Origin of the sequence: Klebsiella sp. X13 (genome assembly GCF_003323835.1) — a bacterium.
Taxonomy (GTDB): Bacteria; Pseudomonadota; Gammaproteobacteria; order Enterobacterales; family Enterobacteriaceae; genus Klebsiella; species Klebsiella ornithinolytica.
The window spans coordinates 2,558,679-2,582,457 of record NZ_CP030874.1 but is presented as its reverse complement, the minus strand read 5'-3'; the positions used below and the strand labels follow the sequence as shown (position 1 = coordinate 2,582,457).

Genomic DNA, 23,779 nt, shown 5'->3' with positions numbered 1-23,779 from the left:
TATAGATAGCGAATAGATAAACAGACTTAACGGCTGGGAATGAAATATGCTGGATTTTATTCTTATTGCAGAATAAAAGGCGAACAGACGTCTGTTCGTATGGGACGGGGCCTGTTAACGGTAAACAGGCCTTGCCTCAAGGCGGCAAAGCCCTTAAAAAAGTCCGCGTGTTAAATCGTCACCATGCCGCGCACCCCTTCCGCTTCCATCGCCGCGCCGTTCCCCTGTTGAATAATCGTTCCCCGCGACATCACCAGATAGCGATCGGCCAGCGCCGCGGCAAAGTCATAAAACTGCTCGACCAGCAGAATGGCCATATCGCCACGGTTCGCCAGCTGGCGGATCACTTCGCCAATCTCTTTGATGACCGACGGCTGAATACCTTCCGTCGGCTCATCCAGAATCAGCAATTGCGGCCGGCTGGCCAGCGCGCGACCGATAGCCAGCTGCTGCTGCTGACCGCCGGAGAGATCGCCGCCGCGCCGCTGTTTCATGGTTTTCAGCACCGGAAACAGCTGATAAATCTCCTCCGGTACCTGCCCGGCCTCGCTGGCCGGAAACCGCGACAGCCCCATCAGCAGATTCTCTTCAACCGTCAGGCGAGGAAATATTTCACGACCCTGCGGCACATAGGCAATACCGGCCTGCACCCGCTGGTGCGGTTTACGCTGGGTGATGATTTTCTCCTGCCAGATGACTTCGCCGCTGCGCGCCGGGATCAGCCCCATCAGGCACTTCAGTAAGGTGGTTTTACCCACGCCATTGCGCCCCAACAGACAGGTGACCTCGCCTTGCCGGGCCTCAAAATCGACCCCGCGCAGAATGTGGCTGCCGCCATAGTATTGATGTAACTGATTAACCTGTAACATTCGCTCTCCTTAACGGCCGAGATACACCTCAATCACCTGCTCATTCGCCTGTACCTCGCGGAGCGAGCCCTCTGCCAGTACCTGGCCCTGATGCAGCACCGTGACCCGATCAGCGATGGTTTCGACGAACCCCATATCGTGCTCCACCACCATCAGGGAATGTTGCCCGGCCAGGGTGCGGAACAGCTCGGCGGTATACTCGGTTTCAGCATCGGTCATCCCGGCAGCGGGCTCATCCAGCAGCAACAGATGCGGCTCCTGAACCAGCAGCATGCCGATCTCGAGAAACTGTTTTTGCCCGTGAGAAAGCAGCCCCGCCGGGCGCGCGCGTTCGCCATCAAGACGCAGCAGGCGCAGAATGTCGCTGATGCGGTCCTCCTGCTCGCCGTTCAGCCGCGCCCGCAGGCTGGCCCAGACCGACTTATCGCCTTTCAACGCCAGCTCAAGATTTTCGGCGACGGTCAGCGCCTCAAACACCGTCGGTTTCTGAAACTTGCGGCCGATCCCCTGGCGGGCGATAGCGATAGGATCAAGCCCGAGCAGATCGATCGACTGGTCATACCGCGCCCTGCCGCTCTGCGGCCGGGTTTTGCCGGTAATGACATCCATCAGCGTCGTTTTCCCGGCGCCGTTCGGCCCGATAATACAGCGCAGCTCGCCCACGCCAATCTGCAATGAGAGATCCGTCAGCGCCTGGAAACCATCAAAAGTGACGTTGATGTTCTCCAGCTCGAGCACCGGGTCGGTCTGCTCGCGAAAGCGGTCCGTGGGCTGCTGGCGGGTAAACAGGCCTTCATCCGGTTGCATTAGCGGTCTCCTTTGCGCAGCAGGCCAATAACCCCGCGAGGTAGAAACAGGGTCACGATGATAAAAATCAGACCAAGGAACAGCTGCCAGTACTCCGGCATAGTGACGGTGAACAGGCTCTTCGCTCCGTTCACCAGCCCGGCGCCAAGCACCGGGCCAATTAAGGTGCCGCGACCGCCAAGCGCCACCCAAATAGCCGCTTCAATGGAGTTGGTTGGCGACATTTCGCTGGGGTTAATAATGCCCACCTGAGGCACGTACAGCGCCCCCGCGAGGCCACACAGCACCGCCGACAGCGTCCACACCAGCAGCTTAAAGCCGCGCGGATCGTATCCGCAGAACATCAGCCGGTTTTCCGCATCACGCACCGCCGTCAGGACACGGCCGAATTTACTCTGCGCCAGCAGATAGCCGATCCCTAACGTCAGCAGCAGCAGTAAAACCGTGACCATAAATAGCGCGGCCCGCGTGGTGGTCGCGGTAACGGAATAGCCAAGCAGCGTGGTGAATCCGGTAAAACCGTTGTTGCCGCCAAAACCGGTTTCGTTACGGAAAAAGAGCAGCATGCCGGCGTAGGTCAACGCCTGGGTCATGATCGAGAAGTAGACACCTTTGATTTTAGAGCGGAAAGCAAACCAGCCGAAGACCAGGGCCAGTACGCCCGGAACCAGCACCACCAGCAGCATCGCCCAGGCAAAATGCTGGGTTCCCCACCAGAACCACGGCAGCTCGCTCCATGACAGAAAAGACATGAATGCCGGCAGACCATCGCCCGCCGCCTGGCGCATCAGATACATCCCCATCGCATAGCCGCCGAGGGCGAAAAAGATGCCGTGGCCCAGCGACAGCATACCGGCGTAACCCCAGACCAGATCCAGCGCTACGGCGACAATCGCGTAACAGAGAATTTTACCGCTGAGGGTCAGCAGCCAGGTGGAGACCGCCAGCGGATGTGACTGCGGCAGCAGCGCCAGAAACGGCATGCTCAGCAACCCCAGCACCAGGAGTACACCAAGCCATTGCAGCGATCGCGGCGCCTTACGCGCTAATGTTAAGCTAATTGGTTGGCTCATCAGTCAATAACCCTCCCTTTTAAGGCAAACAGACCCTGCGGACGCTTCTGAATAAACAGGATGATCAGCACCAGGATCAGGATCTTGCCCAACACTGCCCCGAGCTGAGGTTCGAGGATTTTGTTGAAGATGCCGAGGCCAAAGGCAGCCACTACGCTCCCCGCCAGCTGGCCGACGCCGCCGAGCACCACCACCAGGAAGGAGTCGATGATATAGCCCTGGCCCAGTTCCGGGCCGACATTTCCCAGCTGCGACAGCGCCACACCACCCAGACCGGCGATACCCGAACCGAGACCAAATGCCAGCATATCCACTCGCCCGGTTGGCACGCCGCAACAGGCGGCCATCGCCCGGTTTTGGGTCACCGCCCGCACGTTCATGCCTAAGCGGGTTTTATTGAGAATTAACCAGGTGAAGAACAGCACCAGCAGCACAAAGCCGAGCACCGCCAGGCGGTTCCACGGCAGGATCAGGTTCGGCAGAACCTGCAAGCCGCCGGAGAGCCAGGCCGGGTTTGCCACTTCCAGGTTCTGGGCGCCGAACAGCATGCGCACCAGCTGGATCAGCATCAGGCTAATCCCCCAGGTGGCCAGCAGCGTCTCCAGCGGCCGGCCGTAGAGATGACGAATGATAGTGCGTTCCAGCGCCATACCGATGCCGCCGGTTATCAGGAAAGCGACCGGCAGCGCGACCAGCGGATAGAACGCCAGCCACTGCGGCGCCAGCTGTGCCAGCGCTTGCTGCACCAGCCAACAGCTGTAGGCGCCGATCATCAGCATCTCGCCATGCGCCATATTGATGACGCCCAGCAACCCGTAGGTGATGGCCAGCCCCAGCGCTGCCAGCAGCAGCACCGACCCCAGCGATAGCCCCATGAATGCCTGGCCGAGAATATCGCCGAGCAGCAGACGCTGTTTAATCTGGCTCAGGCTGTTTGCCGCCGCATCGCGCACGCGGGCATCAGGCTCATGTTGAAGATCGGTATAGGGAATCAGCAGCGCCTGGGTCTCCGGATCCACGGCGTGACCGAGCTGTTCAACGGCGGCCAGCCGTCTGGCGCTGTCCGGGCTGGCAAGCTGCAGGCGGGCCAGCGCAATGTTCAGCTGCGTTTTAACCCCCTCATCGGTTTCAACCGCCAGACGTTGTTGCAGCAGCCCCGTCATTTCCGGCGTCGCCTCCCGCTGTAGCGTTTTGACGGCTGCCGCCCTCTCCGTGACACTGTCACTGACAAGCAAATGGGTGGCCAACGCCCCGGCGACCAGGTTACGCAGGCGGTTGGTGAGGCGAACCGGTTTTGTCGCCCCTTGCGGAGTGCGCGCTGCCCCCAGCGCCTGTTGCTGGCTGAAGGCGTGGCCACTGTCATCAGCCACCAGGGTTTCCGCTTTCAGCGCCCGCAGCAGCGGCAGCCGCCGGGCATCGGGCGCGGCGGCCCACTGTTCCAGCAGGCGCGCCTGCTGGGTACGGTTGGCCGTCACAAAATCATCCGCATCCGCTGCCTGCGCCCGCCACGGCACGATCATCACCAGTAGCGCGAGGTAATACCCCACTATGCGCCATGTGCTCATGAGTATCTCCTTGTGTCATTTCCCCGTTAACGCTAACGAGGGTCGCGCGGGATTCCGGGATAGCCCCGGCAGCGCTGGCGCTTGCCGGGGATATTTATGTCGCCCGGGCAAGGCGTTCGCGCCCGGGAAAGAGGCGCTTAATTAGCGGCAGTTTTTATCGGATGATCGGGTTTCTTATCGTTGCCGGCGATCCACGGGCTCCACGGCTGGGCGCGTACCGGCTTATCGGTCTGCCAGACGACGTTGAACTGCCCGTTGCTTTCGATTTCGCCAATCATCACCGGTTTGTGCAGATGGTGATTGGTCGCGTCCATAGTCAGAGTAAAGCCTGATGGCGCGTTGAAGGTCTGGCCGGCCATCGCTGCCCGCACCTTATCGACATCGGTGGTTCCCGCTTTGGTTACCGCCTGGGCCCACATGTGCAGCCCAACCCAGGTGGCTTCCATCGGGTCGTTAGTCACCACGGTATCGGCGTTTGGCAGCTTGTGGGCTTTGGCATAGGCACGGTAATCCGCCACAAACTGTTTGTTGGTCGGGTTATCGACGGACTCAAAGTAATTCCACGCCGCCAGGTTCCCCACCAGCGGTTTGGTATCAATACCGCGCAGCTCCTCTTCACCGACCGAGAAGGCCACCACCGGCACATCGGTCGCTTTCAGCCCCTGGTTTGCCAGCTCTTTATAAAACGGGACGTTGGAATCGCCGTTGATGGTAGAAACCACCGCCGTTTTGCCGCCGGCGGAGAATTTCTTAATGTTGGCAACGATGGTCTGGTAATCGCTGTAACCGAACGGGGTATAGACCTCTTCGATGTCCTTATCCTGGATCCCTTTCGCATGCAGGAATGCGCGCAGAATTTTGTTGGTGGTACGCGGATAGACGTAATCGGTGCCCAGCAGGAAGAAGCGTTTCGCCCCGCCGCCATCTTCACTCAGCAGGTATTCCACCGCCGGAATCGCCTGCTGATTCGGCGCCGCGCCGGTATAGAAGACGTTTGGCGACATCTCTTCGCCTTCGTACTGTACCGGATAGAACAGCAGGCCGTTCAGCTCTTCAAAAACCGGCAGCACCGATTTTCGCGAGACCGATGTCCAGCAGCCAAAGACCGCCGCCACTTTGTCCTGGGTTAGCAGCTGACGGGCTTTCTCCGCAAACAGCGGCCAGTTTGAGGCGGGATCCACAACCACCGGCTCGAGCTTTTTCCCCAGCACCCCGCCTTTGGCATTGATGTCGTCAATTGCCATCAGCGCCACGTCTTTCAACGGTGTTTCGGAAATCGCCATGGTCCCGGAGAGTGAATGCATAATCCCGACTTTAATGGTGTCGGCGGCATAAACCTGGAAAGAGTAGCCCATGAGAACGGTAGAGGCGGAGAGGGCAAAAGCTTTTAATAATGTTCGACGCTGCATGATTCACTCCTGAAAATCGCAAAAACGAAAAATGAATGAACGACTATCCGGAAGTGATAAGGCAAAAACGGTGCCAGGTTGTCTGACGGCGGGAAAGCGCGCGACGGCGCGGCAGGAGAGAAACAGACAGGCAGCGTTGCCTCAAAACGGTGCAACGCTGCGCTATGAAGAGCGGTTACCAGACCTGAGCGGCGATCCCGGTGACCAGGCGGACTTTATCCCACTGTTGGGATTCCGTCAGCGCATTCCCCTCTTCGGTCGAGGCGAAGCCACACTGCGGGCTGAGGCAAATCTGCTGCAGCGCAACATACTGCGCGGCCTCCTGCAGACGGGCCTTCACTCCCTCCGGGTTTTCCAGCTCGCCGTTTTTGGTGGTGATTAATCCCAGCACGACCTGCTGCTTGCCCGGACGGATAAAGCGCAGCGGGGCGAAATCGCCGGAGCGGTCATTATCATACTCAAGGAAGAACGCATCGACGTTGACGCCGCCAAACAGCACCTCGGCAACCGGCTCATAACCGCCTTCCGAGATCCAGGTGGAACGGAAGTTCCCGCGACAAACGTGCAGGCCGATGGTCAAATCGTCCGGTTTGCCTTCCAGAGCCTTATTCAGCACCCGGGCATACGTTTTTGCCAGCTCGTCGGGATCGTCGCCGCGATCGCGCACCTGCTGGCGCTGCTCATCGGAACACAGATAGGCCCAGACGGTATCATCGAGCTGCAGATAGCGGCAGCCGGCATCATAGAAGGCGCGGATGGCATCGCGCCAGGTCGTCGCCAGATCGTCAAAATAGTCGGCGAGATCCGGATAAACCGTGGCATCGATATCTTTACGCCCGCCGCGGAAATGGAGCACGCTCGGGCTTGGAATGGTCATCTTCGGCTGTGCTTCGCCGCTGACGCTTTTCAGATAGCGAAAATCTTCCAGCATCGGATGATCGCCAAACGCCAGTTTGCCAATGACGCGAACGCCGTGTGCCCGGGTCTGCACGCCGTTAAACTGGATCCCTTTGTCGGAGTCGTAGCGTTCAACGCCTTCTAAGCCATCGAAGAAATCGAAGTGCCACCACGCGCGGCGAAATTCCCCGTCGGTCACCACGTGCAGCCCGCAGTCACACTGCTGCCTGACCAGCTGGCGGATAGCATCATTTTCAATCTGGCGCAGCTGTTGTGCATCTATGGCGCCTTCGGCAAGCTGCTGACGCGCGACTTTTATTGCCTCTGGACGTAAAAAACTGCCGACGATATCCGCGCGGAACGGGGCCTGTTGACGTTGCATGGTGTCTCCTTAGCGGTAAGCACAATTAGTTGCCTGCCGTGATAGTTCATCATTTGAATTTTAGACTTCTGGATGGCTATATGTCCAGATACTGTCATGCACTGCCGTCAGCGGCAAACGAGAAAATTTCATCGGTCATGAAATAAATTCATTGTGCGGCCTGCTCCCCGCAGGAAACCGGCCGCGGTGAGTTAGTCGGCGAAAGGCAGCCCCTCGTCCTGCCAGCCGGTGAGGCCGCCGAGCATCATTTTGACCGGACGCCCCAGTTCAGCCAGCCTGAGAGCGGCAATATCCGCACCGTTGCAGTGTGGGCCGGCGCAATAGACGACGAACAGCGTCTCAGCTGGCCATTCGCTCATTCGGGAGGCATCGATCAGGCGATGCGGTAAATGCAGCGCCCCGGGCAGATGCCGTCGGGCAAAGGCCTCCGGACTGCCGACAACGTGCAGCAGCACAAAATCGCAGGCCCCGTCGCGCATCGCGCTGTAGACATCCGCGCAGTCGGTTTCAAAACTCAGTTTATGCCGGAACCAGGCGGCAGCCTCGCTGGAGGTGGCTGGGGCAAAAGCAGTTACAACACTCATGGCGTATTCTCCTTGTCTGTGGTACCACTAATTTAATGAATCCGCCCACTTATCCTCTGCCGGCAACCATGACAGAAAACGTTGAAATCCTGACAAACCATCCCGTGACGTTGTCACGCCATCGGGTCGTTGTGCTGGCCTATGATGGCCTGTGCACCTTTGAGTTTGGTATCGCGGTGGAGATCTTTGGTCTTCCCCGCCCGGAGATGGGCGAACGCTGGTACCAGTTCGCGGTCGCCGCCGTCGATGACGGTGAGCTACGTGCTACCGGCGGTATCCGGCTGATGACCGACGGCGGCATGAATTTGCTTCAGGATGCGCAGACTATCGTGGTGCCCGGCTGGCGCGGGATCGATGCGCCGATCCCGGCGGCGCTGGGTGATGCCTTAGCCGCCGCCCATGCGCGAGGCTGCCGGATTATCTCAATCTGCTCCGGCGTATTTGTTCTCGCGGCCGCCGGGTTACTCAATGGCCGCAAAGCGACAACGCACTGGCGATACACGGAAAATCTGCGCCAGCGCTACCCGCTGATTGATGTCGTCGCCGATGTGTTGTACGTGGGTTCTGACGGCATTATGACCTCCGCGGGCAGCGCCGCCGGCATCGACCTGTGCCTGCACCTTGTGCGTGAGGATTTTGGGATTGAAGCCGCCAATACCGTGGCCAGGCGACTGGTTGTCTCTCCGCATCGCGACGGCGCGCAGGCGCAGCAGGTCGTCCGGCCCGTGGCCCAGGCGCGGGAAAGTCAGCGCCTGGGGCTGGTGTTTGATTATCTGCATCAGCATCTTGCCGCCAGCCATACCGTGGCGTCGCTGGCGCAACAGGCGGGGATGAGTCCTCGTACGTTTTTGCGCCGTTTTCAGGCGGCGACCGGTAAGACCCCTGCCCGCTGGCTGCTGGATGAGCGGTTGCAGCGCGCGCAGCAGCATCTGACCCATAGCCGCATCAGTATCGATAAAATCGCCGAACTCAGCGGTTTCGCCGATGCCGGCACCCTGCGCCACCATTTTCGCCAGCAGTTCGCCATCAGCCCATCTGCCTACCGGAAGAAGTTTTCTGCCGCCGCGGTTGTAAAATCGTAACAGGCGGTCACAATGGCTTTCAGTTTGCTGTCATTACGCAAGGAGCCTGTCAGATGAAAAAAGAGTGTCGAGTCGTTCTGTACAAAGAGGGGATTCTGGGGAGCATGTTTTTTGGTGAAGCGAAAGCTGACCCGGAGAAAATGAGCCGTTTTCTCAATGAGTTCACCCTGCAGGGCTGGGAAGTCAAAACGATGTCCGTGGAGCGCCGCAGAACCGGACTGTTCTGGTCGCGCGAGGCCTATCTGTTCGTCCTTGAACGACCGCTCTAATCACTCACCGCACTATTTATTTCACGGCGAAAAAGTTTTCCTGGTTAATTATTTGTTTAGGTTGACCAGGTTATTCTTTATGCAACAACCGTACACCACGTTCAATAAGGACTACTTAGCGCACACTAATCAATGATGGAGGTTAATCATGCTGGGAAATATGCATGTATTTATGGCAGTACTGGGAACAATTCTGTTCTTTGGTTTTCTTGCCGCGTATCTAAGCCACAAATGGGATGACTGATGAACGACGATAATCCCCACCCGTAACCGCCCCCTGTTGCTGACTGCACCAGGGGGCTTTCTGTTTTTAGCTTTCCGAACATAGTATTAGCTTCATTGTGAGAAATTCATTCCTTCCGCCGTACCCGGCCCCCTGATGGCAACGAGGATCGTCACTTTACCTTCATACTGAGGGTGTAGATTATTCAGCATTATTCGCGATATCGGATTCCTTGCCAGTGAAAACCCATATAGCTATTCCGTTGCTAGCTTTTTTGCTCACATTACTAGCCGGCGTATTTTTAAACAGACCCTCCTCACGGATTATTCAAGATAAATGCATGTCGTTCGATGGCGTAATGGCATCGTGCATGACCACGCACTACCGCTCCCGCCACCGAATTTCGAAAACTTTCCTGCATTGACAATGCTCTCTCTCTGCTGGCGGTAAGATCCCACATTTTTTCGTCATAACGACTCGGTTCGGACACGGTGCCTGGCGCTATGCCGTACTTCGGTACGATGTGGGGAGGATTATCGCCGCCCTTCGCGGAAGCTCTGCCGTCCTACCGACCTCAGGCACAGCGTGAGAGCTAGTCTTCCAGGTCTCATGCCCCGCGATAGTGCCAATTGTCGATTCTCAACAGAAGAATAGCGGTGTTGGACACCCCTTCGGTGAATCAGCAGAAATATCACTCAGGTCAACACATCGCTTTGATGACCTCGCGGCCAGGCTTCCTCATGGAATATTCCTAATTAAGGTGTGTCGCGAAGGGGAATTATTGATTCTCCATAAAATAATCACATTTTTGGTTTGGAATTGAGGCTCGCCAGTTCAGGAGTTTATTATGAAAAAAATTATCCTTGTCATTTTTGTGCTCTGTGGAGCCATGTCTCTTTCCGGATGCATCCTTCCGCCGGGAGGCCACGGAGGCGGACCCGGCGGTGGTCCTGGTGGTGGACACTTTCACGGGCCAGATCTTCGCTAAGGTGGGAAAGCCATTTTGTTACAGCTGTTAATCAAGCCACCCGCAGATTAATGCCGATCGTTTAAGGTCGGCTGCCCCCGGCATTGCGCGGCCCTTCCGTGGCCGTCACGCTGCAATATCCTTGCTGAAGGTTTTTCAGCGGCGGAATGGTCAGCATGGAATAACGGGACATGCCGCAGGGGGCTGGCGCGGCTGAAAATCGCTGAGCCGGGGCCGCCAGCATGGACAAAAAAGCCCGGAGCGTTTTTGAACGACGTTGACGTCGGCCCCGAAGGGGTGAGTCCCAGGGATGGGACGAATAACCTGCAGAAGGTCCATGGGTTTATCCGGGAAATTACCCAGGGCGGTATCGATTATTAGTTCAACAGAATATTCGCGTTTATCGCTATCAACAGATAAAAAGCGACACGCTGATATTATGTTTATTTATAAAAAAGTAAGTGTTATGCGTTCTTTAACTATTAAAATACCGCTCACCCGGAGAGGAGTCGCCTCTTAACGGCTAAAAAGTGTGACATTGATCAAACTCAAAACATGACAGGCGCAAAGGCGTATTTATATTACGTCCGTTGCCAGGGCCCGGCCTTGTACGCAATACGGTTTTTTTTGATGCACAGAGAAAAAAGGAGAAATACCCATGGTCACTTACGATCGTAACCGCAATCCTATTACCAACGGAAGCCAGGTGATGATTAATGGGACAGGTAAAACGGGTAAAATTGTTGCTATCCACGCCAGTGGACTCACCCCCGCCCAATTACGTCGCAGCAAAACCGTTGAAGTTGAAGGGAATGAAGGTAAGTTCGAACCCGTTGAACTGATCCGTCTTGGCCTACACTAAAGACGGCAATGCCGCTGCGGCACTGGCGACTAAATATCTGGCAAACTACTGCATAGCCGATATTCAGCAAACCGTACCGGAACGGCATTCTTATTCCCTGCCTTACGCGCCGAATATCCCCTTCTGTCTGGCACAGATTCAGCAACCCGGCCTCATCATGGCTCACATTTCCAGATGGTATTTTGTACCCCGCTGCCCTTCGGCAAATTCGGGTTCATATTTGCGCTATGGACATATACTGCTTTTGATTTGCCATACTGCTGACAGGCTTTAACGGCCGTAGAATGCAAACTATCGAGACCGTACCACGCATCAGCCTGAATGCTGACCTTTTCACCATCGTTATATTGGACTGCTGCGCACCCTGATAACGTTCCTGCGAGCACAATACTCAATACTGCTGTCATACTTTTCATTCAGTTCCCCCACAATAAATGCCGGGGATTATAGTTTAAGCAACCACCCGCGTCTGGCATATTTCAGGCAAACATCGTTTACCAGAGATATCTAAATAGATCGGAGAGACAGACCGAAAGAGCGTCACTCTACAGCCGCCCAGGCATCCCCCTGTAGCATGACGGCTTCAGGTATTCATACCAGAAGCCGTCCGGGCATGAGGAAACAGAATTACCGGTTCTTGTCTACGGGCTGGCGCCGACGGTAAACGCGCAGAGCATCGATCACCCGCGAAAATGCGGGAGAAACTTGCTTCCGGCTGGGGTAATACAGATAGTAGCCAGGGAAAGGCTGGCACCAGGTTTCCAGCACCCGAATCAGCCGACCTTCTTCAATATGTGCGCCAAACTCTTGCTCAGGTAAAAAAGCGATGCCTAATCCAGCCAGTGCGGCGGTGACAATATGCTCTGAAGTGTTGAACGTCACCTGCCCGTTCACCCGAACGTTCAAATCACCACCTTCCTGATCAAAATCCCAGACGTACAGCCCCCCGGATTTGACCATTCTCTGGTTTATACAGCAGTGTTGCGTCAGTTCATGCGGAGTTTGCGGAATCGGGTAGCGTGAAAAATACTCCGGCGAAGCCACGGCCGCCATGCGTAATTCCGGGCCAATCGGTATCGCAATCATATCTTTATCAATGGTGTCGCCCAGACGCACTCCAGCATCAAAGCGGTCGGCAACAATATCGCGGAAACCGTGATTAGCATCGAACTCAATATGAATATCCGGGTATTCACGCAGAAGCGGCGTCAGTTTGGGTAATAAGGTGGTACGTAACACATCCGGCCCGCAGGTAATTCGTACCGTACCGGCAGGTTTGTCACGCAGTTCCGTGAGCATATCCAGTTCAGCTTCAATTTCATCAAAACGATTGCCGATGGCCTGCAGCAGCCGCTCTCCGGCTGCGGTGGGCGACACGCTGCGGGTGGTTCGGGTAAGGAGACGAATTTGCATGCGCTCTTCCAGGGCTGAAATCGCCTGACTGAGAGCGGGTTGCGTCACACCAAGATGCGCCGCCGCTCGGGTAAAACTCCCTTCACGGGCAACAGTGACAAAATAAAGAAGGTCATTCAGGTTGCGTTTCATTCGGCTGACACTCCCGATTAATAACTCAGGCTTATAAGCCTATTAAGTATTCATTAGCTAGTCAGGCTACACCAGTCATGTAAAACTTTCAGTAATTGATAAGCGTCAACAGCATGTTTATGCGTGCGTTTTTTGTCGTTATTCCCGTGAATAGCGTCCGGCCCCGGCTTGCCTGAATTCAGCCGGGTCGATATTCAGAGGTAGCCGTTTATGTCCACACTCAGTCATGAAAATTCATATCACCAGGAGCGCGCATACTGGAGCGGTGTGCTGGCGATGACGCTCTGCGTCTTTGTGCTTATCGCCTCAGAATTTATGCCTGTCAGCCTGCTGACGCCCATCGCGGCCGACCTCAGGGTGAGTGAAGGGCTGGCTGGACAGGGGATCGCCATTTCCGGGGCGCTGGCGGTGTTGACCAGCCTGTCTCTTTCGACTCTTGCCGGGAATCTGAATCGTAAATATCTGCTGCTGGGCATGACGGCATTAATGGCTTTATCGGCAACTATGGTCGCCCTGTCCCCCAGCTACCTGATTTATATGACGGGTCGCGCCCTGATTGGCATTGCGATCGGTGGCTTCTGGTCGATGTCTGCCGCCACTGCGCTGCGTCTGGTGCCACGGCGCCGGGTCCCTCACGCATTAGCTATTTTCAATGGCGGTAATGCCCTGGCAACCGTTATCGCGGCACCGCTCGGCAGTTATCTCGGCGCCGTAATGGGCTGGCGCGGAGCGTTCCTCTGCCTTGTTCCGGTAGCGATCGCCGCCTTCATCTGGCAGTGCTTCAGCCTCCCCGCGATGGCCCCCGACAACAACAGGCAGCCCGGGCGTTCTGCTTTTCATCTGCTCTCCCGTCCCGTTGTTGCCGTTGGCCTGCTAGCCTGCGGGCTGTTCTTTATGGGGCAGTTCTCGTTATTCACCTACGTACGGCCGTTTCTTGAAACCGTCACCCGGGTGGATATCAGCGCCTTATCGCTCATTTTGCTGACCATCGGGATAGCGGGTTTTATTGGCACGCTGGTGATCAGTCATTTTTTAAAGCGGGGCCTTTATTCAACGCTTGCAGCCATCTCTTCACTCATGGCTGTCGTCGCCGTGACGCTCATACTCACGGGCCAACACCTCTGGTTTGTCGTGCCGCTACTGGGGTTCTGGGGACTGATGGCGACAGCTGCACCGACCGGATGGTGGGCCTGGGTCGCGCGTACGCTGCCTGATGATGCCGAAGCCGGCGGCGGCCTGATGGTCGCGGCGATCCAGCTTTCTATCGCCCTGGGTTCCACGCTTGGCGGCCTGGCGTTTGATCACACCGGCTGGCAGAGCACTTTTGCGCTGAGTAGCGGGCTGCTGATTGTCGCTGCGGGGTTAACCATTCTGACATCACGTAAAACACACCACTCACAATAGAGGATAAAACTCCATGAAAAATATGACGCTGGCGCTGGGGCTGTTAATCAGCTCGTTTGCCGCCTCTGCGGCGGATATGTCAAAAGGCGCCGACAACTTTTATAAAAGCGATAAGGTTATCCAGCAAAAGGTGACGTTTAAAAACCAGTACCAGATGAGCGTTGTAGGCAATTTATTTATTCCGAAAACGCTGGATCAGAATGTCAAAAATCCGGCAATTATTGTCGGACATCCGATGGGGGCGGTAAAAGAGCAAAGCTCGAATCTGTATGCGCAAAAACTGGCGGATCGGGGCTTTGTGACGCTGGCAATCGATCTCTCCTTTTGGGGTGAAAGTGAAGGTAAACCGGGTCATCTGATTTCGCCGGAAATATATTCTGATGACTTCAGCGCGGCAGTTGATTACCTCAGTAGCCAGCCGTACGTTGATCCTGAGAATATCGGCGTGCTGGGGATTTGTGGCAGCGGCAGCTTTGTTATCAGCGCGGCCAAAATTGACCCCAGGATGAAAGCGATTGCCACTGTCAGCATGTATGACATGGGCTCGGCTTTCCGCAATGGCCTGAATCATTCCCAGACGCCAGAGCAACGTCAGTCCTTCATCCAGTCGGCCATCGAACAGCGACAGGCCGAATTTAACGGTGCAGAGAAGGCATATATTCCGGGGACCGTAAACAAGCTGGATGACGCCACACCGGCCATACAGCGTGAGTTTTTTGATTTCTATCGTACAGCGCGAGGCGGCTATACCCCGCAGGGCGAGAAAGAGGCGCTGACCACCAAACCGCTGTTAAGCAGCATTGGCAAATTTATGAATTTCTATCCATTCAACGATATTGAAACCATTGCCCCGCGCCCAATGCTGTTTATTACCGGCGCCAATGCGCATTCAAAAGAGTTTAGCGAGGATGCCTATGCGCGCGCAGCTCAACCGAAAGAGCTCTATATCGTTGCTGGTGCAGGCCATGTCGATCTGTACGACCGAACGGATCTGATCCCTTTTGCGAAGCTGACGTCATTCTTTAAAACCAATCTGAAATAGTGCTACCCGCCGCTCCCATAAAGGGAGCGGAAAATTTACAGGAGAGCCATGTTGAATAAACCGTTAGCGCTGTTATTTGTCCTGGTTAATCATTGTGTGTTTCCCGTTTATGCCGGGGGTGCTGTTCCGTCAGGTAAGGAGAAGCCGATGATTGTGAAATTGACCCTCCATCAACAGAGTTACGACGTTGAGCTTGCTGATAATCCGACAGCGAAGGCGTTTATCAAACAGCTGCCGTTAACGCTGACGATGCAGGAGCTTAACGGCAATGAGAAATTCGCTGACTTACCCCATCCTTTACCCCCCAATCCCATCCGCCCTGAAACCCTCTATCAGGGGGATCTCATGTTATACGGTGGTCATATTGTTGTTCTTTTTTACGAGACCTTTCGCACATCCTACAGCTATACGCCGATCGGCAAGGTCGTTGCGGCGAATAAGCTGCAAGATGCCGTTGGGCGCGGTAACATTAAAGTCAGCTTCTCGATGATGAAATAGCTTAAACCTGAACGGTCTGCACAAGCGCGAAACGGTTTTCCAGCGCATGCGCAATTTCGTCTTCTGTCAGCCACTGCTTTTCTACCCTGTCTACAGTAATGGTCTTAAGCATATTGCCCAGCAGAATATAGCGCCCCTCGGGTCGATGCTGGATGACAAGCAGCTTTTGTACAAAGACCGCATCGGGGTGCGTAGAGTTAAGGTAATTGGCCGGAACAAAATCAATCCATTCCTGAGGCGACAGGTCAAAACCGTATTGATCGCACCAGTCTCCGTCAACCCTGGCCTGAAGCAGATAGTCTCCACTCGCATCGCGACTCAGCCGGAACGTATCAAAATCCTGAATGATGTCTGTATCCAGTTCATCTAAGGCCAGCGGCGCGCGGATACCGTAGCTACCAAACCCAAGGTCGCACAGCCATTGACGGCCATCAACTTCGGCAATGACCGCCATATGGGTTTTAGGCCGGCGCGCGGGATAGAACATTGGCCGCGCCGCGACAAAACGGTAGGTTATACCCAGCGTCTCCAGCGCCATCGTAAACAGCCCGTTGAGTTCATAGCAGTAGCCGCCCCGGCTCTGCTGTAATAATTTGTTGGCAATATCATCAGGCTCCATCGAAACGATTTTACCTGCCTGTACGTCCAGATTCTCAAAGGGGAGCGCAAAGAGCTGGTGGCGCATGAGCGCCTGTAGCGTGGCGGTATCGGCAGCCGCAGGCCCGCTATAGCCTATGCGCCGGAAGTAGAGGGAAAGATCAAAATTGTCGCTGTGCATGGGACTTCCTTGGCTGGTTTGTGTTGCCCACACTATAGATGGCGCCTCGTATCGCCTGTATAGTCAGATTTATCAAAAATCAGACTATACAGATTACGATGTCCGACCCGTCCCCGCCGACTCCCCACTACCGCCGAATAGCCGAATTGCTGCGGCTGACGCTGACTTCAGGCGCTTTGCGCACAGGAGATCGGATTATTTCCGCGCGTAAACTGGCCGAGCGCGAGCAGGTCAGCCTTCCCACGGCGCTGGAGGCCCTACGTTATCTTGAGGCGGAGGGGCTGATTATCGCGCGACCACGCTCAGGTTACTTTGTCCACCAGATCATCTCCGCCGGGGAGAGGCCGGGCACCGCCTCTTTACCCGTCCCCGTGCCGGTAACCATGTCCGCAATAGCCCGCTCATTGTTCGGGAGCGCCGAGGCGCGCCTGGTCCCGCTTGGCGCCGCGCTACCGGATCCCGCCTGGCTTCCCGTAGATACTCTGCAAAGGGCATTGCAGACTGCAGGTCGTCGGCTTGATGCGCGCGGGCAGAGCTACAGCCTGCCCCCGGGGAGAGCAGACCTGCGCAGAAAGATTGCCGCGCGCGCGGCACAGTGGGGAGCACTTTTTGGCGCGGATGACCTTATCATTACCGCAGGGGCAACCCAGGCGCTACGCCTGGCTCTCCGCGCCGTGTGCCAACCGGGTGATGCCGTGGCAATTGAGCAGCCTGCCTACTTCGGCACGCTCCTGCTGTTGGAGGATCTGGGCCTGAAGGCATTACAGATCCCCACTGACCCTGTTGAAGGTTTACTGTTGGCGCCGCTTGAAGAAGCCCTTCAGCGCCACCGTCCTGCGGCCGTTCTTGCCTCACCCACGGTGCAGAATCCGTTAGGTGCCAGCATGCCCGTCGCGCGCAAGCGGGTTCTGGTGGCCCTGCTTGCCGGCATGGGCATCCCTTTAATTGAGGACGATGTGTATGGCGATCTGGCCGGGGATGCGCAGCGTCCGCCTGCGTGTAAAGCCTTCGACAGGTGCGGAAATGTTATTTATTGCAGCTCACTGTCTAAGACCCTGGCGCCGGGCTGGAGAATCGGCTGGATTGCAGCCGGACGCTATCACTCAACGGTATTGCAGGCCCGAATGGCCGGAGAGTGGGCCGGCGCGCCGCTGATTGAAGCCGCGGCGAGCGAGCTCCTGGCAAGTGGTGATTATGACAGGCATCTGCGGCAGCTGAAGCTCCGCATTGCGCAAGGGATGAAGGCTATCATCGCACAGGTTGAAACAAGCTTCCCACCGGGCACGCGGGTAGCCGCTCCAGAAGCCGGTTTTCTGATTTGGGTAAAGCTTCCGTCAAAGATAGATGCGCTGGAGGTACATCGTCGCGCACTCGCCCTTGGCATTGGCGTCAGTCCGGGACCGTTGTTTTCCCCGGGGGCGGCAGAACTGCAAAACTTCCTGCGCTTGAACGGTGCCAATGAAGCCACCCGCCATCTTTTGAAGGCTGTGGAACAACTCGGTCGCTTGTGCCACGACCTGGCCTCGGGACATTGACAGCGGATATTTCTGGGGTCAGCCCATCCACCTTATGATCGGGTCTGCGGGTAAATAATGGCCCGGGTCACGATACCCGCCTTGTGCCAGAGGCAGACGTTACCGGGATATTCCCGTTAAGCCAATGAGGACAAAATCAGCCGCTCGTAAGACGCTTCGCCCTGGCTGCCCTTTGCTGTTTCGCGGATAAAAAAGCCCCGCATTTGCGGGGCCTCAGAGCAAACGGTTTACCGTTAGTCAAAAACACCATTAATGATTGATGTAACGATGGCCGTACTTAATGCGACCAGCACCAAATCATGGCCCACCGCACGCCATTCATATCCTGGATAATAGGGTAAATCGTTAATCATGGATGCCGGGAGCGTTTTCTTCGCAATCCCCGGAGGCAATGGCTTGCCCCGGACTAAATTCCTGGCGATACCCGGAGGGAGCGCCTTATAACCCACCAGACCATAATTTACTGCCAGGGAGCGCGCCCGCGAGAAGCTGATATCGGAGTCAACATGGTCTGGTTTCCCATAGTTCTTGCGGTTGCCATGATCCTCAGCCGATTTCCCCTGGCCCTGGTTGCTATGGTCGCCGCTGTTGCCATGATTGCCGCTGTTCCCGTGGTTCCCCCCGCCATTGCCATGCCCACCGCCGTTTCCGTTTCCTGGGTTGGCATAAACCGGCACAGCAAGAACAACAAGAGATATAACCGCCGCAAGTGCAGTTTTGAGAGTGCGACGCTTAAACATGATAACTGTTCCTTAAGATTACGTTGACACTTAAAACATATGACAAAGCTATACCCTTAACAATTTCATGTTTTCTTATTTTTGGATGATTCTGCAGCTATCATCAATTCCCATCGATATTTCAGCAGATAAACCGGGCATCATTAACCGGAGAGATGTTCAGCGTTTTCGAAAGGCATTGAGGCAATCCCTGGATGAATGTTAGTTTAGGCACAAACTTATCCCGGCGACTTATCCCATCATGATCGTAGCGACGACTTCACGACTTTTTATTCGTTCTTTTAAAGAAAAAGATGCCCTGCCGCTGCTGGAATACCTGTCTTCCCCTCGCGTGCCCTGTTTTCAGGATGAAAAGCTCAATTCCATTGCGCAAGCCAAGGAAGACGTCATCAAAAGGGCCAGTGACGCAAGCCAGTTTGCAGTTTGCCTCAAGGAAAGCGATCGGCTCATCGGGCACCTGTTTGCCGACAACGACGAAGAGCCGGACCACAATACCTGGTCCGTGGGCTGGCATTTTAATCAACGTTATGAGGGTCAGGGCTTTGCGACGGAAGCCGTTTCCGCGCTTTTTCACTATCTGTTTACGGCGAAAGAAGCCCGCCGTTTGTATGCCTATGTTGAAGACTACAATCAGGCCTCTCAGAAACTTTGTGAACGTCTTCAGATGCGCCAGGAAGGCTGTTTTAAAGAGTTTGTTTCGTTTGTGACCGCCAGCGGCGAACGACGATATGACAATACCTGTATTTATGCTCTTCTGAAGAAAGAATGGAATTTACAATATAAGCCGTAAATATTGATGCGCAATTCACGTCTCGCACATGGCCGCCAGGTAAAATCCTGACGGCGTTTTTTGTCGGGCACAATAATGAAGCCCCTTTCTCGCGGTAACATGATTATTCAGTCACGGGATTATTCCTTTGGCTGCGGACTTTCAGGAAAATATGCAGTAATCCCATTGCGCCGTGGGCCCAGAAATATGTCTCAATAAATACGGTCAGGAATTTATGCAAGCCCAGGACATCATGTGCCAACGCAGAGGATGGACCAAGCGCTGTATTCAGCACAAACCAGAGCCCGCCACACAGAGCCACGCCCAGCAGTGCCAGAACCCCCAGCCCCTGAATAAATGCCGCCACTCCCCCGGCATGCGCGTCAGGAAGACGTAATGAAATCAGCGTCTTGAAATCGACAACCATGCCGCGAAAATCGAGCTTCAGCCAGGCAAAATAGTAATGAAAACCACGCTGTGTCAGCATCCAGATAAGCATCACAATCCCCAGAGCAATCAATGTAAATCCGGAGATAACGTGAAACCAGGTCACGAACCCAGCCAGGTTAACCTCGCCGAGGGCCTCACTTTCAGTGAAGTCAGAGTTAATAATCTGCAATAAAACCAATATCGCGACGCTGATATGTAGCGCGCGAAAAAAAGGGGTATCGCGGTGAGGAAGCGCCTGACATAACCGGTCTTTCATGATTTAACCACTTTGTTTACGGGAAAGTTAATTTCATCAGTATCGTTGCGGTTAATTAACGAAACCTTAAAGCCGCAGTGAAATTATCAATTTATTCCATTTCAGGATCCGCGCAAGCGCCTGCGGTTGTTCGCGGAGACCGATAACCGACGGGCGCCCGGAATCGACAGTAACGCGGTGGCGGGAAGCGGAATTTAACGTCATCGCGAACGTTGAAATAACGCCGTTCGGCGGCATGAGCGGAACCTGATGTCATCTGCGCAATCGCGGCGACCGCGCAGGGCAACGCGGGCGTCGGTCATTTAACATTTACCCGGTAATAATTCATAGTATATTGGGACTTTTCTCTCTTATCAGGTCTCCTTCATGTCTTACTCCATCGGTGAATTTGCCCGGCTTTGCGGGATCAACCCCACTACGCTTCGCGCCTGGCAGCGCCGATATGGCCTGCTCAAACCGCGGCGTACAGAGGGTGGACACCGTCTGTACAGTGATGATGATGTTCAGCTGGCGCTCAAAATTCTCGACTGGATTCAAAAAGGGGTTCCCGTCAGCCAGGTGAAACCTCTGCTGGATAGCCCCGTCGCGAGGCGGACTGACAACTGGTCAAGCCTGCAGGAAACCATGCTGCAGCGGCTTAAAGAGGGGAAAATCGACGCCCTGCGCCAGCTAATCTACGATGCAGGCCGCGAGTCCCCGCGCCCGGAGCTGGTTACGAAAGTACTGCGTCCGCTGCGCGGTAAACTGTCTGCCCGCATCCCGACAATGATGACGCTGCGCGAAATTCTCGACGGGATCATTATCGCCTATACCTCGTTTTGCCTCGAAGGCGATAAAAAAGCGCCGGGAGATAACTGGCTGATAGCCGGCTGGCATCTCTCCGACCCCTGCGAAATCTGGCTGGAGGCCCTCGCCCGTACCGGCCAGGGCCAGCGTATCGATCTCCTTCCCGTCCCGCCGGCGGCTCTGGCGCCCGAGGTTTTCCCGCAGCGAAACTGGCTGCTGGTCACCTCCGGAACACTGACCGCTGCCCGCAAAAAACAGATCGCATGCTGGCGGCAGCAGGTCAGCGCCCTCGACGTTATCTCCCTTTCCTCCGGCGATATCTCGCCGGACGCGACCGCCGATACCAGTCAAAGAGATTGAGTCCTCCGGACTTTAGTACATCGCCTGACGATAAAGGACCGATGAAAACCGTTAAATATAACCACTTGAATTAAATAGATAATAATAAATATCCTCGCTAATACTTGGACAAATATTAGTTATTGTGTAAGTTTTAAGTATGTGAAGACGTCGCGCGGGCCGGCAACCGGTGGTCCCCCTGCTCTTCCTACAACCAATGCACTAAGAGGATGGCACCATGAACACGCAACCCGCAGTCGGCATCAGCGCATGTTTAACCGGCTCAGCCGTACGCTTTGACGGCGGGCATAAACGTATGGGCTTTGTCATGGACGAACTGGCGGATTGGGTCGCCTTCAAACCCGTCTGTCCGGAGATGGCCATCGGCCTGCCCGCTCCTCGCCCGGCTCTTCGTCTGGTGCAAACCAACGAAGGAGCCATTGAGATGCGTTTTAGCCAAACGCCCCACGATGATGTGACGGAGAAAATGGCCGAATTTAGCGCCTCATTTCTCCCCCGCGTGGATGCCCTCTCTGGCTTTGTTGTCTGTGCTAAATCGCCCAGCTGCGGTATGGAGCGCGTGCGGCTGTATGACGAAAATGGTCACCGTGGGCGTAAAGAGGGAGTGGGTCTTTTCACGCAACAATTGCTGATGCACTACCCGTGGCTGCCCGTAGAAGAGGATGGCCGCCTGCACGATCCGGTGCTGCGGGAGAACTTTGTTGAGCGCGTTTTCGCTCTGCACCAGTTAACTACCCTGCGAGCGCAGGGACTTAGCCGCCGTGCGCTCCTGGATTTCCATAGCCAGTACAAACTGCAGCTGCTTGCGCACGACCAGGCGGGCTATCGCGAAATTGGGCCTTTCGTTGCCTCCCTTCACCAGTGGGAAGATCTGGATGCCTTCTTTGTCGCTTATCGCGCGAAGCTGATGGCGATTCTTAAACAACCCGCTTCGCGGAAAAACCATACCAACGTGCTGATGCATATCCAGGGCTACTTTCGCGATCGGCTCAATAGTCGTCAGCGCGGCGAACTTCGCGAGGTGATCCTCAACTATCGCGCCGGTTTGCTGCCAATACTCGCGCCGATGACATTGCTCAAACATTATCTGGGCGAATTTCCAGACCGCTATTTGCTGACGCAAAACTACTTTAATCCCTATCCCCAGGATTTAGGTCTGCGCCTGAGACTCCTCTGATGACGTAAAACGGGCCCGCCGTCGCGAGCCCGTCATTGCCATCGCTTTTCCGGCAATTATCTGAACGGTGAATTCAGCGGAACTTCAGCATCAGGTTCATGAGTGATACGGTTTCGCAGATCGCGGCGGATCATCTCTATCGCCCAGAACCAGAAAATATGCCCGACCAGTTCCGAAATATATTCATCGGCGGGGATATTAAGCAGAGAAGGCGTCAGACCTAATAAAGGGAAAGAGATCCAGTGAACGGCGATAGTAGCAACAATACCCGCCCATACCCCCTGCCATAATTTTACTTTGGGGAAAACTTCTGCCACCACGCAATAGCCAATGGCAAATACCAGCGAGAAAATAATATGCGTCACCATCACCGGATTGATGATGTGCTCTGAGAAGGTATAAACGGTGTGAGTAGGATCAATCCCCAGGTAATCACGTAAAAAAAGATAGGGTGGATTAAATTCATCCCTGCCGCCGGAGAAAGTACGGGGCGGTAACGGAACTTCAGCCCCCCACTTCACAAATGCCGACATAATACCCGCAATGATCCCAACGCCTGTTGCCACGCCATAACGCCGGCGCCCGGGTTCCGTTTGTGCAAAGAAGTCCTTGATAGCCATCGATTACCACCTGATTATTTTTAGAATGAATACATTAGCTATGTTTAATGTTACTCACGACCGGCCATATTGATCGCGATCACACTTTTGTCTATGAGAACAATTTTTATTCGTATCTCTTTGCTCGTCAGGTCAATACGTTACCTTCTCTCGGCATACGTTTCTCGCCGGCAAAAATCGTCATTAACCCTGTTCTTAGCGCAAAATAGCGGCAAACTAACGCACGTTACCTTGAAGAGGCGTCGGGGAGTCCAGCCGTTCAGGCACGGTCATGCCCCCTGCTTTGCCATCGCTGTCCCGGCACGCAGATGTTTTACTGAATGACGAAGGACGGCCAACAGCAAAGAGATACTGAACGATTGCCGGGTGAATCCGGAGCAGAGAGATCGGCTGCCGAATTAGCGTTATCCGGCATTGTTTAATTTAAAGCGGATGGTTTTGGTCATTCCCTTATAGGGCTTATTGCTCTCAAAGCGCCATTTTGCCGCGGCGGAAATGACGGCATCATCGAATAGATGCTGTGGTTCAGAGGTGAGTATCCACATTTTCTCCACTTTACCGTTCGCCCCGACATCAAAACGGATCGTCACTTCCCCGTCGAGATGGTTGGCCAGAGCGTAATAGGGATAATCGGGTAGCGTGGAGACAAGCTGTTGAGGCGCAACGCCTTTCATCTGGCTGGTACAGGCTGATATCAGGCAGCAGCCGGCAAACAGAAATGCCCGGGATAGTTTCATCATCAGCTTCCATATTGATAATAATTCTCAATACTATCACAGGCGGCTGATGTTGCGCGTTTTTTTTCCTCTGTTTGTGAGCAGTGAAGGCGC

25 protein-coding genes are annotated in these 23,779 nt (G+C 55.1%); 11 read left to right on the top strand and 14 right to left on the bottom strand.

What is annotated here, in order from left to right; all coding sequences use genetic code 11:
- Positions 1 to 170 precede the first annotated feature (170 nt).
- From urtE to DSD31_RS12260, 7 genes are all read right to left on the bottom strand, one after another.
- A complete protein-coding gene (gene urtE / locus DSD31_RS12290; protein WP_015584267.1) occupies positions 171 to 869 on the bottom strand; it encodes an urea ABC transporter ATP-binding subunit UrtE in 699 nt (232 codons plus the stop codon).
- 9 nt (positions 870 to 878) lie between these two features.
- Complete coding sequence (urtD, locus tag DSD31_RS12285) at positions 879 to 1,676, bottom strand: urea ABC transporter ATP-binding protein UrtD (protein ID WP_004862320.1); 798 nt, start codon at positions 1,674 to 1,676, stop codon at positions 879 to 881.
- Positions 1,676 to 2,749 (bottom strand): urea ABC transporter permease subunit UrtC, encoded by a 1,074-nt coding sequence (urtC, locus tag DSD31_RS12280; RefSeq protein ID WP_004862322.1) that lies wholly within the window; start codon positions 2,747 to 2,749, stop codon positions 1,676 to 1,678. The genes urtD and urtC overlap by 1 nt, the downstream gene beginning before the upstream one ends.
- On the bottom strand, positions 2,749 to 4,314 hold the full coding sequence (urtB, locus tag DSD31_RS12275; protein WP_113991073.1) for an urea ABC transporter permease subunit UrtB: 1,566 nt from the start codon (positions 4,312 to 4,314) through the stop codon (positions 2,749 to 2,751). The genes urtC and urtB overlap by 1 nt, the downstream gene beginning before the upstream one ends.
- A 137-nt stretch (positions 4,315 to 4,451) precedes the next feature.
- Positions 4,452 to 5,723: an urea ABC transporter substrate-binding protein gene (urtA, locus tag DSD31_RS12270; RefSeq protein WP_004862326.1), complete on the bottom strand. Its 1,272-nt coding sequence runs from the start codon at positions 5,721 to 5,723 to the stop codon at positions 4,452 to 4,454.
- A 175-nt stretch (positions 5,724 to 5,898) separates the two neighbouring features.
- Entirely contained in the window at positions 5,899 to 7,002 is a 1,104-nt protein-coding gene (locus tag DSD31_RS12265; protein ID WP_004862329.1) for a cobalamin-independent methionine synthase II family protein, read from the bottom strand.
- Positions 7,003 to 7,193: 191 nt separating this feature from the next.
- Positions 7,194 to 7,586 (bottom strand): rhodanese-like domain-containing protein, encoded by a 393-nt coding sequence (locus DSD31_RS12260; RefSeq protein ID WP_015584265.1) that lies wholly within the window; start codon positions 7,584 to 7,586, stop codon positions 7,194 to 7,196.
- A 68-nt stretch (positions 7,587 to 7,654) separates the two neighbouring features.
- Between DSD31_RS12260 and ftrA the strand changes: the two genes are divergently transcribed.
- The 4 genes from ftrA (at position 7,655) to ydfZ (ending at position 10,989) form a co-directional block, all read left to right on the top strand.
- Positions 7,655 to 8,668 carry a transcriptional regulator FtrA gene (gene ftrA / locus DSD31_RS12255; protein WP_044023522.1) on the top strand — a complete coding sequence of 338 codons (1,014 nt, stop codon included), beginning with the start codon at positions 7,655 to 7,657 and terminating at the stop codon, positions 8,666 to 8,668.
- 53 nt (positions 8,669 to 8,721) lie between these two features.
- Positions 8,722 to 8,937 (top strand): DUF4177 domain-containing protein, encoded by a 216-nt coding sequence (locus tag DSD31_RS12250; protein WP_004862336.1) that lies wholly within the window; start codon positions 8,722 to 8,724, stop codon positions 8,935 to 8,937.
- Between the two features lie 148 nt (positions 8,938 to 9,085).
- The gene (gene mgtS / locus DSD31_RS12245; RefSeq protein ID WP_004102377.1) at positions 9,086 to 9,181 is read left to right on the top strand and encodes a protein MgtS; all 96 of its coding nucleotides are present in this window, start codon (positions 9,086 to 9,088) and stop codon (positions 9,179 to 9,181) included.
- Positions 9,182 to 10,785: 1,604 nt separating this feature from the next.
- A complete protein-coding gene (gene ydfZ, locus DSD31_RS12240; RefSeq protein ID WP_004862340.1) occupies positions 10,786 to 10,989 on the top strand; it encodes a putative selenium delivery protein YdfZ in 204 nt (67 codons plus the stop codon).
- A 155-nt stretch (positions 10,990 to 11,144) separates the two neighbouring features.
- Here the strand turns inward: ydfZ and DSD31_RS12235 are convergent, their stop codons facing one another.
- Both DSD31_RS12235 and DSD31_RS12230 read right to left on the bottom strand, forming a co-directional pair.
- Positions 11,145 to 11,405 (bottom strand): hypothetical protein, encoded by a 261-nt coding sequence (locus tag DSD31_RS12235; RefSeq protein ID WP_004862343.1) that lies wholly within the window; start codon positions 11,403 to 11,405, stop codon positions 11,145 to 11,147.
- Between the two features lie 211 nt (positions 11,406 to 11,616).
- Positions 11,617 to 12,534 (bottom strand): LysR family transcriptional regulator, encoded by a 918-nt coding sequence (locus DSD31_RS12230; RefSeq protein ID WP_004862346.1) that lies wholly within the window; start codon positions 12,532 to 12,534, stop codon positions 11,617 to 11,619.
- 210 nt (positions 12,535 to 12,744) lie between these two features.
- Between DSD31_RS12230 and DSD31_RS12225 the strand changes: the two genes are divergently transcribed.
- From DSD31_RS12225 to DSD31_RS12215, 3 genes are read left to right on the top strand one after another with little or no spacing between them, the layout of a single operon-like run.
- Positions 12,745 to 13,938, top strand: coding sequence for an MFS transporter (locus tag DSD31_RS12225; protein ID WP_064359299.1), 1,194 nt, complete (start codon positions 12,745 to 12,747; stop codon positions 13,936 to 13,938).
- A gap of 13 nt (positions 13,939 to 13,951) precedes the next feature.
- Positions 13,952 to 14,980, top strand: coding sequence for an alpha/beta hydrolase (locus tag DSD31_RS12220; protein ID WP_032717502.1), 1,029 nt, complete (start codon positions 13,952 to 13,954; stop codon positions 14,978 to 14,980).
- Positions 14,981 to 15,028: 48 nt separating this feature from the next.
- Positions 15,029 to 15,478, top strand: a complete 450-nt coding sequence (locus tag DSD31_RS12215) for a cyclophilin-like fold protein (protein ID WP_227538647.1) — start codon at positions 15,029 to 15,031, stop codon at positions 15,476 to 15,478.
- Position 15,479: 1 nt separating this feature from the next.
- On the opposite strand, the gene DSD31_RS12210 is transcribed toward DSD31_RS12215, so the two are convergent.
- Positions 15,480 to 16,256, bottom strand: a complete 777-nt coding sequence (locus DSD31_RS12210) for an arylamine N-acetyltransferase family protein (protein ID WP_113991071.1) — start codon at positions 16,254 to 16,256, stop codon at positions 15,480 to 15,482.
- A 38-nt stretch (positions 16,257 to 16,294) separates the two neighbouring features.
- Between DSD31_RS12210 and DSD31_RS12205 the strand changes: the two genes are divergently transcribed.
- Positions 16,295 to 17,791, top strand: a complete 1,497-nt coding sequence (locus DSD31_RS12205) for an aminotransferase-like domain-containing protein (protein WP_113991070.1) — start codon at positions 16,295 to 16,297, stop codon at positions 17,789 to 17,791.
- 233 nt (positions 17,792 to 18,024) lie between these two features.
- Here DSD31_RS12205 and DSD31_RS12200 read toward each other — a convergent pair whose 3' ends face one another.
- The gene (locus DSD31_RS12200) at positions 18,025 to 18,531 is read right to left on the bottom strand and encodes an anti-virulence regulator CigR family protein (protein WP_054828899.1); all 507 of its coding nucleotides are present in this window, start codon (positions 18,529 to 18,531) and stop codon (positions 18,025 to 18,027) included.
- A gap of 241 nt (positions 18,532 to 18,772) precedes the next feature.
- Between DSD31_RS12200 and DSD31_RS12195 the strand changes: the two genes are divergently transcribed.
- Entirely contained in the window at positions 18,773 to 19,321 is a 549-nt protein-coding gene (locus tag DSD31_RS12195) for a GNAT family N-acetyltransferase (RefSeq protein ID WP_004862362.1), read from the top strand.
- 103 nt (positions 19,322 to 19,424) lie between these two features.
- Here DSD31_RS12195 and DSD31_RS12190 read toward each other — a convergent pair whose 3' ends face one another.
- Entirely contained in the window at positions 19,425 to 20,006 is a 582-nt protein-coding gene (locus tag DSD31_RS12190; RefSeq protein ID WP_004862365.1) for a cytochrome b/b6 domain-containing protein, read from the bottom strand.
- A gap of 366 nt (positions 20,007 to 20,372) precedes the next feature.
- Between DSD31_RS12190 and DSD31_RS12185 the strand changes: the two genes are divergently transcribed.
- Both DSD31_RS12185 and DSD31_RS12180 read left to right on the top strand, forming a co-directional pair.
- Positions 20,373 to 21,152 (top strand): MerR family transcriptional regulator, encoded by a 780-nt coding sequence (locus DSD31_RS12185; protein WP_004862368.1) that lies wholly within the window; start codon positions 20,373 to 20,375, stop codon positions 21,150 to 21,152.
- A gap of 217 nt (positions 21,153 to 21,369) precedes the next feature.
- The gene (locus DSD31_RS12180) at positions 21,370 to 22,329 is read left to right on the top strand and encodes a YbgA family protein (RefSeq protein ID WP_004862370.1); all 960 of its coding nucleotides are present in this window, start codon (positions 21,370 to 21,372) and stop codon (positions 22,327 to 22,329) included.
- A gap of 56 nt (positions 22,330 to 22,385) precedes the next feature.
- On the opposite strand, the gene DSD31_RS12175 is transcribed toward DSD31_RS12180, so the two are convergent.
- Entirely contained in the window at positions 22,386 to 22,949 is a 564-nt protein-coding gene (locus tag DSD31_RS12175; protein ID WP_004862371.1) for a YagU family protein, read from the bottom strand.
- Positions 22,950 to 23,353: 404 nt separating this feature from the next.
- Entirely contained in the window at positions 23,354 to 23,689 is a 336-nt protein-coding gene (locus tag DSD31_RS12170) for a TonB family protein (protein ID WP_004862374.1), read from the bottom strand.
- Positions 23,690 to 23,779: the final 90 nt, after the last annotated feature.